General features: G+C 65.8%; 15 protein-coding genes and 1 pseudogene. 7 read left to right on the forward strand and 9 right to left on the reverse strand.

From position 1 onward, the window contains the following. Positions 1–341: 341 nt before the first annotated feature. The 3 genes from CVM73_RS32350 to CVM73_RS32360 all read right to left on the reverse strand — a co-directional run bounded on the left by CVM73_RS32350 (position 342) and on the right by CVM73_RS32360 (position 3,938). Positions 342–1,910: a DUF4403 family protein gene (locus CVM73_RS32350; RefSeq protein ID WP_100235830.1), complete on the reverse strand. Its 1,569-nt coding sequence runs from the start codon at positions 1,908–1,910 to the stop codon at positions 342–344. 141 nt (positions 1,911–2,051) lie between these two features. Beyond that, positions 2,052–2,690 carry a Vgb family protein gene (locus tag CVM73_RS32355; protein ID WP_100235831.1) on the reverse strand — a complete coding sequence of 213 codons (639 nt, stop codon included), beginning with the start codon at positions 2,688–2,690 and terminating at the stop codon, positions 2,052–2,054. A 27-nt stretch (positions 2,691–2,717) separates the two neighbouring features. Beyond that, positions 2,718–3,938, reverse strand: a complete 1,221-nt coding sequence (locus tag CVM73_RS32360) for a helix-turn-helix domain-containing protein (RefSeq protein WP_100235832.1) — start codon at positions 3,936–3,938, stop codon at positions 2,718–2,720. 150 nt (positions 3,939–4,088) lie between these two features. Here CVM73_RS32360 and CVM73_RS32365 point away from each other — a divergent pair, with 150 nt between their 5' ends. Together CVM73_RS32365 and CVM73_RS32370 are read left to right on the forward strand one after the other, a co-directional pair. Continuing rightward, positions 4,089–4,883, forward strand: coding sequence for a DUF899 domain-containing protein (locus CVM73_RS32365; protein WP_100235833.1), 795 nt, complete (start codon positions 4,089–4,091; stop codon positions 4,881–4,883). Continuing rightward, a complete protein-coding gene (locus CVM73_RS32370; RefSeq protein ID WP_100235834.1) occupies positions 4,876–5,148 on the forward strand; it encodes a hypothetical protein in 273 nt (90 codons plus the stop codon). Before CVM73_RS32365 ends, CVM73_RS32370 begins: the two co-directional genes overlap by 8 nt. Before the next feature lie 120 nt (positions 5,149–5,268). On the opposite strand, the pseudogene CVM73_RS32375 reads toward CVM73_RS32370, so the two are convergent. The 3 genes and pseudogenes from CVM73_RS32375 to CVM73_RS32385 all read right to left on the reverse strand — a co-directional run bounded on the left by CVM73_RS32375 (position 5,269) and on the right by CVM73_RS32385 (position 7,057). Next, positions 5,269–5,601, reverse strand: a pseudogene (locus tag CVM73_RS32375) (GIY-YIG nuclease family protein). Positions 5,602–5,805: 204 nt separating this feature from the next. After that, positions 5,806–6,234, reverse strand: coding sequence for a c-type cytochrome (locus CVM73_RS32380; RefSeq protein ID WP_100235835.1), 429 nt, complete (start codon positions 6,232–6,234; stop codon positions 5,806–5,808). A gap of 97 nt (positions 6,235–6,331) precedes the next feature. Continuing rightward, positions 6,332–7,057 (reverse strand): L,D-transpeptidase, encoded by a 726-nt coding sequence (locus CVM73_RS32385; RefSeq protein WP_100235836.1) that lies wholly within the window; start codon positions 7,055–7,057, stop codon positions 6,332–6,334. A 274-nt stretch (positions 7,058–7,331) separates the two neighbouring features. Between CVM73_RS32385 and CVM73_RS32390 the strand changes: the two genes are divergently transcribed. From CVM73_RS32390 to CVM73_RS32400, 3 genes are all read left to right on the forward strand, one after another. Continuing rightward, positions 7,332–8,384, forward strand: coding sequence for a glycosyltransferase family 4 protein (locus tag CVM73_RS32390; RefSeq protein WP_100235837.1), 1,053 nt, complete (start codon positions 7,332–7,334; stop codon positions 8,382–8,384). Between the two features lie 33 nt (positions 8,385–8,417). After that, complete coding sequence (locus CVM73_RS32395; RefSeq protein WP_036038402.1) at positions 8,418–9,107, forward strand: class I SAM-dependent methyltransferase; 690 nt, start codon at positions 8,418–8,420, stop codon at positions 9,105–9,107. 120 nt (positions 9,108–9,227) lie between these two features. Beyond that, positions 9,228–9,887, forward strand: a complete 660-nt coding sequence (locus CVM73_RS32400; protein WP_100235838.1) for a hypothetical protein — start codon at positions 9,228–9,230, stop codon at positions 9,885–9,887. A 329-nt stretch (positions 9,888–10,216) separates the two neighbouring features. Here the strand turns inward: CVM73_RS32400 and CVM73_RS32405 are convergent, their stop codons facing one another. After that, a complete protein-coding gene (locus CVM73_RS32405; RefSeq protein ID WP_100235839.1) occupies positions 10,217–11,881 on the reverse strand; it encodes an aminotransferase class III-fold pyridoxal phosphate-dependent enzyme in 1,665 nt (554 codons plus the stop codon). 35 nt (positions 11,882–11,916) lie between these two features. On the opposite strand from CVM73_RS32405, the gene asd reads away from it, so the two are divergent. Both asd and CVM73_RS32415 read left to right on the forward strand, forming a co-directional pair. Beyond that, positions 11,917–12,780 (forward strand): archaetidylserine decarboxylase, encoded by an 864-nt coding sequence (asd, locus tag CVM73_RS32410; protein WP_100235840.1) that lies wholly within the window; start codon positions 11,917–11,919, stop codon positions 12,778–12,780. A gap of 67 nt (positions 12,781–12,847) precedes the next feature. Further along, a complete protein-coding gene (locus CVM73_RS32415) occupies positions 12,848–13,435 on the forward strand; it encodes an NUDIX hydrolase (protein ID WP_100235880.1) in 588 nt (195 codons plus the stop codon). 198 nt (positions 13,436–13,633) lie between these two features. On the opposite strand, the gene CVM73_RS32420 is transcribed toward CVM73_RS32415, so the two are convergent. Beyond that, the gene (locus tag CVM73_RS32420) at positions 13,634–15,064 is read right to left on the reverse strand and encodes a FecR family protein (RefSeq protein WP_167407180.1); all 1,431 of its coding nucleotides are present in this window, start codon (positions 15,062–15,064) and stop codon (positions 13,634–13,636) included. A gap of 329 nt (positions 15,065–15,393) precedes the next feature. Next, on the reverse strand, positions 15,394–16,170 hold the full coding sequence (locus CVM73_RS32430) for a DUF2147 domain-containing protein (protein WP_100235843.1): 777 nt from the start codon (positions 16,168–16,170) through the stop codon (positions 15,394–15,396). Positions 16,171–16,271 lie beyond the last annotated feature (101 nt).

Here is a 16,271-nt window from a genome sequence, read left to right on the forward strand (position 1 = left end):
TGCATGCCGATCTGACTGCGTTCCGGCACCCGCAGTCGCAGCGCACCTCGCCTCTCGGCCTGCGGTCCTTCCTGCTTGGGTAACCCCTCGAACAACTGCTCGTCAGCCATCATCAGCCCCTGCTTCGTGCCATGCGATCGAATCACAGCTTCGCCTCTGTGGCAAATGCTGCCAAAAGATTCTCACGCTCTCAGGATGAGGCTAAGCAGCGTCGGTGCCCGTTGAAACTGCTGCCGCGCGCTCCGTCCTCATCCTGAGGAGCCCGCCTAAAGCGGGCGTCTCGAAGGATGGCCGCAGGGAAAAGCTCTCAAATGCGATAGCCCTGTGGTGAGTGGGGCGCGCTACATCCCCGACAGCTTGCTCACATACACATTGAGCGTTCCGCCGGCTTCGGCGACGACGCGCAGCGTCTTGGAGTCGAAGGCGATGTCGGCGAGCGTCAGGCTGTCGATCTTGGCGTCGACCTTGAGGCCGTCCTCGCTCTTCTGATAGTCGGCGATCGCGGCGGCGATCTTCTCGCGGGCATTGGCGGCGATCGGCTTCAGGTCGAGCGTCGCCTTCTGCACCAGCGCCTGCTGCATCTGCGGAACCACGGCGCGGGCCGCCGCTCCCAGGAGGCCGAAGGCCGCTTCGGACTCGACCGCGAGTTGGATGTCGGTGAGCCGCAGCGTCTGCTGCGCCTGGTCGAGCACCGGCCGACCCCAGATGTGCACGGTCGCCTCAGCGTCGAGGCCGAACCAGCTCTTCTTCTCCTTGGCGCGCACCAAAAGCGAGATCAGCAGCCGGTCACCCGACGGGATCACGTTGGCGCTCTTGACGGTGACGTCGACCGGGCCTGAGCCGTCCTCGGGATAGGTGCGGCCGACCATCTGCGCCGCGATCAGCTTGTTGATCTCGGTGAAGGGCACGTCGATCGGCACGCCGATGTTCACGCCGGTACCGGTCGGCGGCACGATCGAGATCTTGTCGGGGAACGGACAGTCCGGCTTGGTCGGCGCCGAGGTCACGCGTGTCTCGGCTTCGAGGCCGAGCAGCAGCGTCACAGCCTGTGCATCGACGCGCGGCTGCGCCGCGATGGCGCGGACCGGCTTCATCTCGAGCCAGAGCGGCGGCAGCGCGGCCGAGCCGCCCGAGCCTTGCAGCGGGATCGAGCGGCACGCCTTGGCCCATTGCGCTTTCGCATTCTCGCGCAGCGAGGGATCGTTGCGGATGCGCTCGGAGACGATGTTGATCTGCTCGCCGACATTCTTGTCGATCAGCGGCTTCACCTGCGCCGGCACGTTGACCTTGGCGCCGGCAACGTTGAGGTTGGTGTCGCCGAGATTGACCTGGGCACCAAGATTGGGCTCCAGATGCCAGTTCGCCGCGAGTTTTGGGCGCGAGGTGACGATCACGTTGCCCTTGATCTCGGCGCTGGCGTTCAAATTCTTGATGTTGACCGCGCCGATCCGTTTCGCCGCGTCGCCACCGAGCACGCTGCCGAGCGCATCGCCAAGCGCGCCCGTGGCTTTCGAGGACAGCGAGCCCGTCACGTTCAGCTTGCCGCTGAGCGGCGTCGAGATCGTCAGCACGTCCTTGTCGCCGGCAGCTGCCATCGGCCCGCGCACGGCGGACCAGCCGATATCGGCGTTCTCCAGGATCTGCGAGATCGGGTTGTCGGCCTTGCCGGCGAAATTGCGCGGTGCGGCCTTCTCGGCCTGCTCGCGGATCGCGGATATCGCGATGGCGACCGGCGCGACCACGATCGAGCTCTTCGAGACCGGCGGCAGCGGCCGCAGTTGCGCGACCGGCGGCGCCGAATTCGTCGCGCGCGGCGACAGGAAATCCATCGCCTTCAGGCTGATGAAGAACGACGCCGCGAGCACTGCGACGCCGATCAGGATAGTCTTCAGATTCAACGTCAGACGCATCAATCCCCCAAGCCGCCCCGGCGGGGATTCTATAGGGCGGGCGAGGAGGGCGCTAGAGCGCACCGGTGGGGTGGAATTGGGGCGAACAGGTTAACGGCTGCAAACGCGCCGTTACCACGCATTCAAGCCATCACGACGGAGCTAGCTGCGCCGGGGACGGCGGACTGCCCTCACATTGCCGCGACCGCCGCCGCCGCAGAAGAAGCGATCGCCGCCGTCGGACTCCAAGCCTGAAACCATGGTCCCGGCGGGCATGTCGAGCTGCTCGAGCACCTTGCCCGTCTCAGGATCGATCCGCCTGATGTCGCTGTCCTCGCCTTCCCAGGTGCCATGCCAGAGCTCGCCGTCGACCCAGGTCACGCCAGTCACAAAGCGCTTGCTCTCGATGGTGCGGAGGACCTTTCCCGTTTCGGGATCGACCTGATGAATCTTGCGCTCGCGATATTGTCCGACCCAGAGCGAGCCCTCGGCCCAGGCAAGGCCGGAATCGCCGCCGCCGCCGGGTGCCGGAATGGTGCTGAGCACCGTGCCCGAGGCCGCATCGATCTTCTGGATGCGATCCTCGGCGATCTGGAACAGGTGCCTTCCGTCGAACGCCGTTCCCGCATGCGCGGCGACGTCGATGGAGCGCGCGATGTTGCCGCTGGCCGGGTCGACGGCATTCAACTTGTCGCCGGATGCGAACCAGACGTGCTTGCCGTCATAGGTGACGCCATGCACGGCCTCGACGCCTGGAAAGGGCCCATACTCCGTGACGATCTCGGCGGCTGAACGTTTCATGTGCTCGATCCCTGTGCTCGGTGCATCCTACGTCTTCAGGAGCGGCGTGGGGAGTAACAAGCCTGTCGGGAAACCCGGAACGGGCGGCGTCATCCAGCGGCGCGCCCGTCCGTGTCCGAACGACTGCACCTTGCTCGATCGCGCCAGCTCCTCGAGGGCGCGCTGCACGGTGCGCGGGCTGATCCCCAGCGCAAGTGCGAGCGCTGAGCTCGACCACGGCTCGCCGTCGGCGAGAAAGGCGAGGACAGCGGCGTGCTTCTCCTCATTGGGCCGCGCCAGCACGAGGACGTCGCGCGTCTTCCGCGGCGCCAGCACGAAGCCCTGCTGCGTCGCGCTGATGTCGGCCAGCGGCTTGAGCTGGGTGCGGAGCCGTCCGATCTCGACGCGTAATCGCGCGCGGTGCGATTCGTCGGCGTGCTTGGCTTGAAACGCGCCTGATATCAACGTCTCTCGCAAGACATCCGCGGGCCATGCCTGCGCCAGCAGACGAGCGAGCGCGAACAGCACGGGGCGCGTTCCGAGCGACACCACGACGCCTTGCCTGCGCACCACATGATGGAAGGTGTCCACGACGAGCGCCGTCGAGGTCGCCAGTCGTTCGACCTCTCCGAGCAACAACGGGTGTTCGCTGCCGCGCGCGATCAGGCGCGCCGCCGGCGTGTCGAGAATGAGGTTGGCGCTGTCGACCTCGGCCACGAGCGCCGGGATTTTCGCAAGGCGCGCCGCGAGAGCCGCGCGGCTGAGGGCCGTGCGCGCGTCTTTCGTTCTGAGCCGCCTGATCGCGATGCCGGCAACCACGAGCTCGCGGACGACTTGCGAGGCGGGGGGGAGCGGCGCAGGGCGGACCTCTGCCAGCGTGCGCTCGGCCTCATCAAGGCGTCCGACCAGAAGGAAACGGCGCGCTTCGATATGGCCTGCATAGGCGGCATTGGCGAGATCGCCGTGCTTTTCGAGCGTCACGCGTGCCGCCGCGAGCGTCTTCACCGGCCAGTTCAAATCGCGCGAGACCAGCGCGATCTCGGCTTCGGCGACGATGCACCTTGCGCGCGCCACCGCCTCGCGCGGACCGAAGGCGCGCGCGGCGCTGCGCAGCAGCGACTTGGCTTTGGCGAGATCGCCGAGCTGCGCCATCGCGATGCCGCGCAGCGCCAGCGACGGCGCATCATTGCGCAGCGCAACGCGGTTCAGCGCGCCGAGCGGATCGCCGGCCTCGAGCGCGCGTGCCGCGGCCGTGATCAGCGACTCCATGTCAATCCCGCCACACTTGTTACTCCCACCGCGCAACCGCCCGGTGCCAGAAATCGTTGACGGCCGACAATGTGCGGTGAGGGGCGAGCGGTTCCGCGAGAGGCGGGATGGTCGCCCGGGCAAAACGTCAGGCAAGAAGTTTGGAGAACCATGATGACTTCAGCAGACCAAGCAGGGACGAACGGACAGACCGCCATGCAGACCCCACCGGGGGGGTCGCCGCAGGACTGGGAGGCCGCCCGCCAGCAACTGCTCGTGAAGGAAAAGGCGCATACCCGTGCCCGCGACGCCCTGGCCGCCGAGCGCCGGCGCATGCCATGGATGGAAGTTGCTAAAACCTATGCGTTCGAGGGGCCCGGCGGCAAGGTCAGTCTGGCTGATCTGTTCCAGGGCCGGCGGCAACTGATCGTCTACCGCGCCTTCTTCGAGCCGGGCGTGTTCGGCTGGCCCGATCAGGCCTGCCGCGGCTGCTCCATGGTGGCCGACCAGGTCGCTCATGTCGCGCATCTGAACGCCCGCGACACCACGCTGGTGTTCGCCTCGCGCGCGCCGCAGGCCGACATCGCCAGGTTGAAGAAGCGGATGGGCTGGACCATGCCATGGGTCACCATTACCGATAGCTTTGATGCCGATTTCGGCGTGGACGAATGGCACGGCACCAACGTGTTCTACCGCGACGGGGTGCGCATCTTCCGCACCTATTTCGTCAAGAGCCGCGGCGACGAGCAGATGGGCGGCACCTGGAACTATCTCGACATCACCCCGCTCGGCCGGCAGGAGGTCTGGGAGGACTCGCCCAAGGGCTATCCGCAGACGCCGACCTACAAATGGTGGAATTGGCACGACAGCTACACGGAAGGCGCCACACCCGACAAGAAATGGGTGGAGATCTCGGACGCCGGCGAGAAGGCCTTTCGCCAGGAGGCCGCGGAAGGCCGTGACTAGTCCCGTCAGCGCAACGGCCGGCGCCAGCCGCGACGGCGTCGTGGCCGCGCGCCACCTCGCCAGATGGCTGGGGCTGGCGGCCACGCCGACCTTCGCGGTCATGGCTCTGCTGACCGCCGTGCTCGGCGGCGGCCCGGCGGACATGCTCTGCGCCGCCGGGCAGGGGTCTCTGCTCGGCGGGATGGTGCCGATGTATCTCTTGATGAGCGCGTTTCATGCATCGGCGTGGCTGAGGTTGGTTGCGGAGCGGCGGCTCGGCGGGTGAACGCAGCCTCTCACCTTGCGCCCGCCTCGTCCTTCGAGACGCCGCGCAAGCGCGGCTCCTCAGGATGAGGCTCAACGGGCATCCGCGTCGCGGCGAGAGTGCTGCGGCGTACTCCGCTTCTCATCCTGAGGAGCCCGCCGGAGGCGGGCGTCTCGAAGGATGATGTGATCCGCGCTTCGCCAACTCATGCAGTTCGGCAAAATCGCCGCGCATGAAAGCTTCCTTTTTGGCGCGGCTCTATTTCTTGAGTTTGCGTTCGCATTCGATTGCGTCGGTGATGCGGTCGAACCACTGTGAGAAGACCGGCGTGACGGGCCTGCGTGACTTCGTATAGCCAGCGAACGTACCAGCGTTGTGCTGCGCGATCCTGATCTCAAGCTCGGTGCGCGTCGTTCCGATGTAGTAGCTGCCATCGGCGCATCTGAGAATGTAAAGGTACGCGCCTTCGGTCATCGTGCCCGCTTCGTCCTTCGAGACGCGCGCTAGGGCGCGCTCCTCAGGATGAGGCTAATCGGCATTTGCGGGCTGGCGCAAGTGCGATGGTTTGTTATCTCAGGCCACCAGCTCATCCCTCATCCTGAGGGCCCACCGAAGGCGGGCGTCTCGAAGGATGGCCACGATCACCGACGCCAAACAACGACCGCGTCGCCCAAGTCGTTACTGCGAAGCCGCCTGCAGATACGCAAACACCTTCGCCGCCTCCTCCGTCGAGATGCCGCCATAGGGCTGCATCTTGTGGCCGGACACGACCTCGTCGGGCTTGACCATGAAGCGGGTGAGCTTGTCCTGGTCCCAGTTGAAGCCGGCCTCTTTCATCGAGGAGGAATAGTTGTAGTTCGGCAGCGAGCCGGCCTTGCGCCCGACGATCTTGTTGAGGTTGGGACCGAGGCGGTTGTCGCCTTCTTTCACGGAGTGACAGGTGCGGCAGGAATTGTTGAAGGCCTGCTGGCCCGTGTCGTCACTCGCGGGTTGCTGCGCGAGCGAGGAGAACGCGGACACGAGCAGCGTCAGTGCTCCGGCGCCGGCGAGGGCGTGCAGCCATGGGCTTGGCGAGGATCGCAGGCGTGGTTGCATTTGCGCCTCCATCGGGGACCGCGCCGCAGCAAGCGCGTCGGGATGTCGAGGCAAACGAACACGGCCCCGGTGAGTTCCGGGGCCGCTCGCGTCACGATGTCCTGTCGCTTTACCGCGTCGCGGCGCCGAGATCTGCACGGCGCTCGGTCATCGGCAGCACGATCACCTTGGTGCCGACGTTGACGCGGGAATAGAGGTCGGTGACGTCCTCATTGGTCAAGCGGATGCAGCCCGAGGAGACGCGCTTGCCGATGGTCTCGGGCGCGTTGGTGCCGTGGATGCGGTAGATGGTGCCGCCGAGATACATGGCGCGGGCGCCCAGCGGATTGCCGGGGCCGCCGGCCATGTGGCGCGGCAGATAGGGCTGGCGGGCGATCATCTCCGGGGGCGGAGTCCAGGCCGGCCATTCGGCCTTGCGGCTCACCGACTGGATGCCGGACCAGGTGAAGCCGTCGCGGCCGACGCCGATGCCGTAGCGCAGGGCCTGGCCGCCTCCGAGCACGTAATAGAGATATGTGTTGGGCGTATCGATGATGATCGTGCCCGGCGCTTCGCGCGTCGCATAGGAAACGGTCTGGCGGCGGAAGCGGGCCGGCAGTTCGACGGCATCCTGATCCTCGGACGGCTCGGTCTGATAGGTCGGCGCCTGATAGGGCTGATAAGGCTGATAAGGCTGGATCGGCTGCGGCGCGGCCATCGGCGGCAGCGGCTGGAAGAACGGGAAGAGCTGCATCGGTGCGGCCTCGGCTGCACCTGCGAACGCGATTGCGGAGACCGCGACTGCGCCGAATGCAACGGCGCGCGAAAACGTCTTGAACGTGTCCAGATTGAACATGTGATCGCCCCTGTTTGCTCGGTGTCTTTGCTCACCGCGGCACCGTTTCGGTGCTCCGTTGCCTAAAGTCCTAACGGCAAAACGTTTCGGGACATTTGCGCGGAAAACCGAAAACGGTTTCATGGCGGCAAGGATTGTTTCATGACAGTTTCGTGGCTCCGCGAGCCTGTTAACGAACAAAACAGCACGCCGACACTTCTGTGACGTCACACGCCTGAAATATCCTTCGTTGATGGTCGTTGCCTGAGAATCATCAAACTCTCGGGATTTCCCCATGCGGGTATTAATCGCGACCGATGCCTGGCATCCGCAGGTCAACGGTGTGGTCCGGACGCTGACCTCGCTGGCGAATGCGGCCAAGGCCCTCGATGTCGAGATCGACTTCCTCACCCCCGACGGCTTTCCGTCCTGGCCGCTGCCGACCTATCCCGGCCTGCGCATCGCGCTGCCGAGCGGGAAGGAGATCGCGCGGCGGCTCGAGAGGGCGGCGCCGGACGCGCTGCACATCGCGACCGAAGGCCCGATCGGCTGGGCGGCGCGGGCCTATTGCCGCCGCAACCGGCTCGCCTTCACCACCTCCTATACGACGCGATTCCCGGAATACGTCTCGGTGCGGACCGGCATTCCGGCCGCAATCGGCTATGCCGTGCTGCGCCATTTCCACGATACCGCCGCCATGACCATGGTGGCGACGCCCTCGCTGCGGCAGGAGCTCGCCGAGCGCGGCTTCAAGCGGCTCGGCTTCTGGACGCGCGGCGTCGACACCGAGCTGTTCCATCCCGACGCTCCGGCTCAGCTCGACCTGCCGCGCCCGATCTTCATGACCATGGGGCGCGTGGCGGTGGAGAAGAATCTCGAAGCGTTCCTCTCGCTTGACCTGCCCGGGACCAAGGTCGTCGTCGGCGACGGTCCGCAGAAGGCGGCGCTTGAAAAGAACTATCCGGGCGCGGTCTTCCTCGGTGAGAAGAAGGGCGCGGATCTCACCGCGCATCTCGCCGCGGCTGACGTCTTTGTGTTTCCGAGCCTGACCGACACCTTCGGCGTGGTGCAGCTCGAGGCGCTCGCCTGCGGCACGCCGGTTGCGGCGTTTCCGGTCACAGGGCCCAAGGACGTCATCGCCGATCATCCGATCGGCGCGATCGACCACGATTTGCGTACCGCGTGCCTGCGCGCGCTCACCATGTCGCGCCAGACTTGCCGCAATTTCGCGCTGGAGCGTTCCTGGGAGAACAGCGCGCGTCAGTTCGTCGGCAATCTCACCTCACTTCAGCCCAGCCGCGTCTTGCGCGCCTCGCCTCGCATGGCGCGGCGGCCGGTGCGCGGCTGATCGTCCATTTGAACCACAGCGAGAACCTCATCGATGGCTAAGATCATGAACCTTGACGGCACCCAGCAGCTCGACCTCACCCGCGGCACGGTCGAGCAGGCCTATGACCGCTGGGCGCCGGTCTACGATCTCGTGTTCGGCGGCGTGTTCGCCAAGGGCCGTCAAGCCGCGATCGCGGCCACCAACAAGATCGGCGGCCGCGTGCTCGAGGTCGGCGTCGGCACCGGCATCTCGCTGCCGCTTTACGCGCCGAACCTGCGTATCTTCGGCACCGACATTTCGGAAGCGATGCTCGACAAGGCGCGCCGCCGCGTCAAAGAGCAGAAGCTGAAGAACGTCGAGGGGCTCGCGGTGATGGACGCCGAGAAGCTCGAATTCCCCGACAATTCCTTCGATGTCGTGATGGCGCAGTACGTCGTCACCGCCGTGCCGAATCCGGAGAAGGCGCTCGACGAATTCGCCCGCGTGCTGCGTCCGGGCGGCGAGCTGATCATCCTCACCCGCGTCAGCGCCGACACCGGCATGCGCCGCTTCATCGAGCAGAAGCTGCAGCCGGTGGTGCGTCCGCTCGGCTTCCGCACCGCCGAGTTCGCCTGGTCGCGCTATGCCAAGTGGCTGGCCGGCGCGCATGGCATCGAGCTTGCCGAGCGTCGTTTGATTCCGCCGCTGGGGCACTTCTCGCTGGTCCGCTTCCGCAAGGTCGACGTCGCCAAAGCGGCTTGAGCCTACGCGTCGCGTGCGTCATCGCGCCGCTGCACATCGTCACATGACAAAATGATGATGTCACACGGCCTACATCGAATCTCTGTAAATCCCGAACCCGAAAGCATTTTGGGGAAGAGCATGATCAAGAATTATCTCGAGCAGCTGCGGATCCAGCGCTGGGACGACCATCGCTACTATCACCACAGCCGCATCAATCAGAGCCTGCACTTCGTCAGCGCGCTGAGCTTCCTCTTCGCCTATGTCTGGCTGTTCATCGATCCCGTCGTCTCCGCGCTGGTCGGCTGGCTGGTGTCGATGACCTCGCGCCAGGCCGGTCACTTCTTCTTCGAGCCGCACACTTACGATCACATCAATCAGGCGACGCACGAGTACAAGGAAGAGATCAAGGTCGGCTACAATTTGCAGCGCAAGGTGGTGCTGATGGCGATCTGGGCGCTCTCGCCGCTGGTCCTGGTTGTCGATCCCACCCTGTTCGGCCTGTTCACGCCCTGGGCCAGCGCGACCGACTTCATGCGTCAGGTGGCCAAGATCTGGCTCGTGGTCGGCGGCGGCGGCCTTCTGTTCCGCACCGTGCACCTGTTCTTCATCCGCGATGTCGAGACTGGCCTCGTCTGGATGACCAAGATCCTGACCGATCCCTTCCACGATTTGATGCTCTATCGCGGCGCCCCGCTCGCCCTGATGCGCGGCGAGCTGATGGATCCCGGCCTGCACCTCAACCCCGAGCACACGCTGGGCCTCATCGGCGAGCCCACGCTCGAAGAGCAGCACGCCTGAGCGCGCTGGTCTCACCACGTACTCCGATGTCTGATGGTTACGTCATGCCCGGCCTCGTGCCGGGCATCCACGTCTTGGGGGCTGCTTCTTCGCCTCTCCCCGCGTGTGGTAGGGCAAGCGCATATGGTGCACACAATGCAGCGGCATTGGCAGTGGGCTCCCTCTCCCGCTTGCGGGGGAGGGTGGGGGTGGGGGTGTCTCCGCGTCGGGATTGTCGGGGATTACTGAGGGTGTCCCTATGCGGCGAGAACCCTCACCCGCCGCGCTCTGCGAGCGCGTCGGCCTCTCCCGCAAGCGGGAGAGGCGGAGCAAGCCCGCTCGATGAAGCCTCAGCGCCCGAAGCGCTTGGCCAGCATCTCTTTCAGGATCTGCCGCTTGATATTCTTGTTGGTGAGCACGCCGTCGTGCCACCAGAAGCCGTCGGCTTTCATCTTCCCGGCGGCGCGGACGAAGCGTTCGGCGACTTCGCTGAAGTCGGCGTCGGTGTAGTTGAGGCTGAAGATCAGCCGGCCGGTGCCGACCCAGCTCAGCGCCAGGCCCTCGGCGCGCAGGTAATATTGCAGCATCCAGTTGTAGCGGGACGGGGTGGTGTATTTCACCGTCCAGATCGACGAGAAGTTGGCGAACCGCACCGGCAGGTCGGCGCCCTCCATCATCTGGTTCAGCTTTCGCACGCGCCCGTTCCAGGTCTCCTCCAGCCCGTCATAGACGGCGCGGAAGTTGGGACTGGAGAGCCGGCTCAGGAACTCGTCCATCGCCGTCATGACGTAGGGATGCGAGTTGAAGGTGCCGCGGGCGAAGCAAATGTCGGCGGGGCGATCGTCGCGGAAGCGGCGCATCAACTCGCGTTTGCCGCAGACCACGCCGACCGGCAGGCCGCCGGCAAGGCTCTTGCCGTAGGTCACCATGTCGGCGCGCACGCCAAAATAGTCCTGGGCGCCGCCGACGGCGAGACGGAAGCCGACGAACACCTCGTCGAAGATCAAGACGATGCCGCGTTGGTCGCAGACCTCGCGCAGCTTTTTCAGCCATTCGGTGTAGGCCGCGCGATCGAAATTGCCGCCGCGGGAGGAATCGACCAGCGAGGAATCGCCCGGCGCGTTGGCGTTGGGATGCAGGCCCTGCAGCGGATTGACCAGCACGCAGGCGATGTCCTTGCGCGTGCGCAAAACATGCAGCGTCCTCTCCGACATCTCGGCCAGGGTGTAGGTCTCGTGCGCTGGAATCGGGTTGCCGACGCCGGGCTGCACGTCGCCCCACCAGCCATGATAGGCGCCGGCGAAGCGGACCAGATGCGTGCGCTTGGTGTGGTAGCGCGCCAGCCGCACCGCCTGCATGACGGCTTCGGTGCCGGACATGTGGAAGGAGACCTCGTCGAGGCCCGAGATCTGGCAGAGCCGCTGCACGTTCTCGAGGATGACGGGATGGTAGGGACCGAGCACCGGTCCGAGCGCATGCGCCCGCTTCTCGGCGCCTTCGATGCACTCCTTGTAGAAGTCGTTGCCGAAGATGTTGACGCCGTAGGAGCCGGTGAGATCGTAGAAGCTGTTGCCGTCGACATCGGTGACGGTGACGCCGCGCGAGGACTCCATGAAGGTCGAGGTGCCCAGGTGCTCGCGCACGAGACGCGAGAACTGGAACGGCACGCGGTAGCTCTCGGTGAAGTTCAGATCGGAGATTTTCTCCGCGGCCTCTTTCGTCATCGCGCGGCCCTTCGGGTAGCGCTCGGCGTAGAGGTCGGCGAGGCGGAAGAAGCCCTGCTTGCGCTGCGCGGCGATGTTCGCCGGCGCGCCGTCGCAGGAGAAGTAGTCGTTCTCTCCGAACTCGTAGAACGGGAGCAGCTTTGCCACCCGGCGCGACATCTTGGAGTGCCCGGCGAGCGAGCGGTGCTTGGCGCGGGACAGTTCGACCCGCGCCTTGATCTTCGGGAAGACGGCGGCAGCGGAGGCTGCGGCGGCCACGGACATCGAGAGAATCGGGAGTGTCGTTTCCATGACAACAAGCGCTAATACTGCGAGCTGACAGATTCATGACAGTCAAAGCCCTCATCACCTCTTTCACCCAGCAGGAAGATCTCAACTTCCTGTTGACCAACCGCATCCCCCGCGCGGCCCTGACCCGCTTCATGGGCTGGTTCTCCAAGATCGAGAATCCCTTCGTGCGGGACTTCTCGATCGCGCTGTGGAAGCTGTTCTCCGACCTCGACCTGTCGGAGGCGCGCAAGACCCATTTTAGGAGTTTGCACGATTGCTTCACCCGGGAGCTGAAGCCGGGCCTGCGGCCCTTTGACCCCGATCCTTCGGCGGTTGCGAGTCCGTCCGACGGCATCGTCGGCGCTCATGGCCGGATCGCGGACACCGAGCTGTTCCAGGTCAAGGGCGCGCCCTATTCGTTGCTGGACTTGCTTGGTGACTCGGCGCTGGTCGAGCAGCACCGCAACGGCTCCTTCGTCACGCTGCGGCTGACCTCGAGCATGTATCACCGCTTCCACGCGCCCTATGACGCGCATATCGAGCGCGTCACGCTGATCCATGGCGATGTCTGGAACGTCAACCCGATCGCGCTCAAGCGCGTCGAGCGGCTGTTCTGCAAGAACGAGCGCGCGGTGATCCGGACGCATTTGTCGACTGGCGAAGCGGTGACGCTGGTGCCCGTTGCCGCGATCCTGGTCGCGAGCATCCGCCTGCACTTCCTCGACATGGTGCTGAATGCGCAGACCCGCGGCCCGGTCAATTTCCCTTGCGACGTCAACGTCGCCAAGGGCGAGGAGCTCGGCTGGTTCGAGCACGGCTCGACCATCATCATCCTCGCGCCCGGCGATTTCACCTTCTGCGACGGTATCAACGAGGGCACGCGCATTCGCGCCGGTCAAGCGCTGTTGAGGAGAAAGTAGCCTTCAATCCGCCGCGTCCGCCGCCTATATCGTCCGTGGGGACGATTCTACGACGACGGATTTGATGATGGCGCGGGCGCCGGTGATGGCGGCGGGTGGTATTGTGCTGCGGCGTGGCTCGACGCCGCTGCTTGCAGTCGTGCGCCAGCGCAAGCGCAACGAGTGGGTCTTGCCCAAGGGCAAGCTCGATGACGGCGAGACGCCGAAGGAAGCCGCGCACCGCGAGGTGATCGAAGAGACCGGCCACGACGTTGCCGTGCACGAATTTCTGGGCACGCTCGTTTATCAGTCCGGCGGGCGCTCCAAGGTGGTGCATTTCTGGCGGATGGAGGCTGACGGCGGGCCGGTCCGCAAGCTGATGAACGACATCAAGGCGGTCGACTGGCTGACGCTGGACGACGCAATCGCGCGCCTCTCGCGCGAGTATGAGCGCGCCTTCCTGACCCAGATCGGTCCGATTGCGCTCGCGGCGGCGGGGCTCGCGCCTCTGTCCGCGCCGGAGTCGAAGCAGGATTCCGAGCCGGTATCGCCATTGGCCACCGACGATATCGAGTCAGCCCTGCAAACGCTGACACCGGCGGAAGCCGCGTCCGTGGATGAACTGCGGCACGGCCTGTTGCAGAAGGTGAAGGCCTGGTTGCGCGGCGAAGCGTGAGTTGCTTACGCGTAGTTTTAGTGCGGCATTGACGGTGCCCCCTCTCCCCTTGTGGGCCCCTTGTGGGGGAGGGTGGCTCGCCGCAGTAGCGGCGAGACGGGTGAGGGGTCTCTATCCTCACGGGCGGGTCCGGCGAGTGGATAGAACCTCTCATCCGGCGCTTCGCGCCACCTTCCCCCACAAGGGGAGAAGGAAGGCTCACCGCCGCTCTTTCTTGTCCTTCGGCGCCGGCGCCGGCTTGCGCGGCGCGGCGGGGACGCGCTGCTGGGAGCCACTGGGGCGCTGCATGCCGGGGTGTTGAGCCGCGGGCGGCTGGCCCGGCTGCATGCTGCTGCGCGGCAATTGCTGCTGCGGGCCTGCTTGTTGCGTCCCGCCCGGTTGTGGCGGCACGACTCCTCCAGGCTGACTCTGTCCACGGCGCTGCGGCTGGGTTTGCGGCGTGCCGCTGGGTGCTGTGCCCTGTCCAGCGCGCGGTGCGCCCGGACGGCCGGCACCTTGCTGCTGGCCGGGTTGCGGTTGTTGCTGCTGCCGTTGGCCCGCACGCGGCGTACCCGGCTGCATCGCGCCACCTTGTTGCCCTTGCCGCTGCTGCTGCGGCTGCGCGCCTTGCCGACCTGGCGTGCCCGGCTGCTGCTGGCCCGGACGGTTGTCTCGACGGGGCTGGCCGTTCGGCCGTTGCGGCAGTTGGCCCGGCGCCGTCGTCGGCCGCAATTGTTGCTGCTGCGGCGGTTGTGCCGGCCGCGGAATGCGGCTGAGCGCGCCCGGATTGGCGCGACGGAAGTCGCGCTGTTCGATGACGATCTGCCGGCCCGTGGTCTGCGCCAGATGCACCTGGCTGACGAAGCCGCGGTCGCGCGCGATCTGCTGCGGTGGGATCGTGATCGGTACCGCGGCAAAGCGCATGACGCCGCCGCTCGCGCCAGGCCGGATCGCAAAGCCGCTCGCAGCTTGCGTCAGCGCGCCGAGCCGCGCGCCGCTGCTGCGGTCGTCGACATCGATGTGGCCGACCCGGCCGTCGGCGTCGGGATAAAGCTTGATGTTGACGTTGTTCGCGCTACGCGCCGCTGCGCCTTCGGGCACGTCGACGACTCCAGTGGTGCCGCGGATGCCGAGCGTTGCCGTCGGCGTCGTGATCTTCATGTCGCCGGTTTTCGCCACCGCGGCCGCAACGAAGGCGACGGTGCCCTTGCCGACGTCGAAGATCGCCGAATTCTGCTTGCCGCCGTCCTCATAGACGTAATTGTCGATGGTGATCCTGGCGCTGGCGGAGAGGTTGAACGTGGTGGCGTCGTTGAAGGTGATGCCGAGCGAGGAGTTCGACGAGGTCTGCACCACGTCGTTGAGATAGATGTCGTCGCGCACGCGCAGCGGATAGGAGTTCTTGTCGCGGATCACGGTCGCGATCCCCGTCACCGTCGCGACGTTGCCGATCGGCTCGACCGCAGCGGGCTGCGTGTCTGCAGACGGTGCTGGTGAGGCCGACGGCGTCGGGGAGGAGGCGGGTGTTGACTGTGATTGCGGCTGCGCCTGTGCAAGCTCGATTGCATCGGATGCAAAAGCTATGCTGCTCGCGGCCGACGGCAAGGCCAGCAGCACGAGCGCGAACACGGAGCGGCGCCAAGCCACCATTGAAGTCACGAGGATGTCCCGGTGAGAACGCGAGGCGAGATCGGCCGATTTCAGCCGTGTGGGGCTGAATGGTGGATGAACGTCTGTCGGATGGGAAGGGTGAATGTTCAAACGCTACTCTTTCCCCTCATGGTGAGGAGCGCGCTCTTGCGCGCGTCTCGAACCATGCAGGCCCGGCTCTCAATCCCGGGCCTTACCCTTCGAGACGCCCGCTGCGCAGGCTCCTCACAGGTGAGGGATAAAGTGATGCTGTCGCGCGAGATCCTCAGGTGCGCAATTGCGCACCATAGTTCGATGCTTCGCATCGCCCCGGGATGACGGCGGTAATATCAGCTCACGCGCTTCCAGGTCTGGCCGCCGCAGAACATGCCGCCGAAGGCGCAGCCCTGCACGCGCATCGCATTCGGACCCTTCATCGCAATGGTCGAGTCGTAGTTGCGGCCGGAGTCGGGATCGTGGATGCGGCCGCTCCACTTCGAGCCGTCGGGCTTCATGTTGATCAGGATGCGCTCGTTGGTCTTCTCGGCGTATCCGCAGAGATTGGCGCCGCACTGCTCGACGCGGACATTGCCTTTGTTCTCTTCGGTCGCCCACACGCCGATCGGCGTGCTGGCAGCCGCCACGGGCGCGGCGGCAACCGGAGCCGGTGCGGGAGCAGCAGCGACGGGAGCAGGCGCGGAAACAGGCGCAGGCTGCGTATTGTCGACGCCGACGGACGGGGTGGCGGCAACGGTCGCGGCCGGGGCGGCGGGCGTGCCAACGGTTGGCGCGGTCGGCGGAACCGCCTGCACCGGCGCTTGCGGCATGGGCTGCTGCTGCACCGGCGCCGGCGCAGGTTGCGCCGTCGTGGTCGCCGGAGCCGGGGTGGTGTCGACGTCATCGTCCTTGGAGCCACCAAGGCCGTTGAGGTTGATGTTGTTCAGCTTGATCGGCTTGTCCGACAGGCCGGGCGCGACGATGGTCACGCAATTGAGCGAGGCGCAGTTGCGCGGCGTCTCGATGCGGATGTGCTGCCCCTCGATCTGGAACGCGATCGAATTGCCGGCCTGCGCGGCGGCCGTCGAAGCGAGGAAGAGGGCGGTGGCGGCGATGGAAAGCTTGTTCATGACAACCTCCGAAAATGGCGTGGTCCCGATATGAACTGGTGTCGCTGGTGGATGAAGCGTGGCTCGACCCTACACGGGGATGGTCCAGCGTTCTGTGATGG

The sequence above is a fragment of the Bradyrhizobium forestalis genome (assembly GCF_002795245.1).
GTDB lineage: Bacteria > Pseudomonadota > Alphaproteobacteria > Rhizobiales > Xanthobacteraceae > Bradyrhizobium > Bradyrhizobium forestalis.

Bases quoted from the DNA above. Each gene is read 5' to 3' on its own strand.
- CVM73_RS32350 (WP_100235830.1), bottom strand. From the start codon at position 1,910: ATGCGTCTGACGTTGAATCTGAAGACTATCCTGATCGGCGTCGCAGTG.
- CVM73_RS32355 (WP_100235831.1), bottom strand. From the start codon at position 2,690: ATGAAACGTTCAGCCGCCGAGATCGTCACGGAGTATGGGCCCTTTCCA.
- CVM73_RS32360 (WP_100235832.1), bottom strand. From the start codon at position 3,938: ATGGAGTCGCTGATCACGGCCGCGGCACGCGCGCTCGAGGCCGGCGAT.
- CVM73_RS32365 (WP_100235833.1), top strand. From the start codon at position 4,089: ATGATGACTTCAGCAGACCAAGCAGGGACGAACGGACAGACCGCCATG.
- CVM73_RS32380 (WP_100235835.1), bottom strand. From the start codon at position 6,234: ATGGAGGCGCAAATGCAACCACGCCTGCGATCCTCGCCAAGCCCATGG.
- CVM73_RS32385 (WP_100235836.1), bottom strand. From the start codon at position 7,057: ATGTTCAATCTGGACACGTTCAAGACGTTTTCGCGCGCCGTTGCATTC.
- CVM73_RS32390 (WP_100235837.1), top strand. From the start codon at position 7,332: ATGCGGGTATTAATCGCGACCGATGCCTGGCATCCGCAGGTCAACGGT.
- CVM73_RS32395 (WP_036038402.1), top strand. From the start codon at position 8,418: ATGGCTAAGATCATGAACCTTGACGGCACCCAGCAGCTCGACCTCACC.
- CVM73_RS32400 (WP_100235838.1), top strand. From the start codon at position 9,228: ATGATCAAGAATTATCTCGAGCAGCTGCGGATCCAGCGCTGGGACGAC.
- CVM73_RS32405 (WP_100235839.1), bottom strand. From the start codon at position 11,881: ATGGAAACGACACTCCCGATTCTCTCGATGTCCGTGGCCGCCGCAGCC.
- asd (WP_100235840.1), top strand. From the start codon at position 11,917: ATGACAGTCAAAGCCCTCATCACCTCTTTCACCCAGCAGGAAGATCTC.
- CVM73_RS32415 (WP_100235880.1), top strand. From the start codon at position 12,848: ATGGCGCGGGCGCCGGTGATGGCGGCGGGTGGTATTGTGCTGCGGCGT.
- CVM73_RS32420 (WP_167407180.1), bottom strand. From the start codon at position 15,064: ATGGTGGCTTGGCGCCGCTCCGTGTTCGCGCTCGTGCTGCTGGCCTTG.
- CVM73_RS32430 (WP_100235843.1), bottom strand. From the start codon at position 16,170: ATGAACAAGCTTTCCATCGCCGCCACCGCCCTCTTCCTCGCTTCGACG.